Origin of the sequence: Nocardia rhamnosiphila NBRC 108938 (assembly GCF_000720425.1) — a bacterium.
GTDB lineage: Bacteria > Actinomycetota > Actinomycetes > Mycobacteriales > Mycobacteriaceae > Nocardia > Nocardia rhamnosiphila.
This window is the reverse complement of the sequence record NZ_JOAJ01000077.1, coordinates 1-268: the sequence shown is the minus strand read 5'-3', so window position 1 is coordinate 268 and position 268 is coordinate 1. Positions and strand designations below refer to the sequence as shown.

The 268-nt window shown below is 60.4% G+C and carries 1 protein-coding gene; it reads left to right on the top strand.

The features are described from left to right. Positions 1–268 (top strand): AMP-binding protein (locus IG75_RS37055; protein WP_156061021.1); only part of this gene is annotated, 268 nt, incomplete at both ends.

Here is a 268-nt window from a genome sequence, read left to right as displayed (position 1 = left end):
GGATGCGTCGGATGTGTATCTGCAGAAGACGGCGACGACGTTCGACGTGTCTTTGTGGGGTTATTTCCTGCCGTTGGCTGCGGGTGCGCATTTGGTGGTGGCGACGCCGGATGGTCACCGGGATACCGAGTATTTGGCGCGGGTTATTGCCGAGCATCGGGTGACGGTGACCGATTTCGTGCCGTCGATGCTGGGTGTGTTTGCCGCGCATACTCGGGCGGAAGCCATCCGCAGCCTGGAGCATGTGTTTGTGATCGGTGAGGCGTTG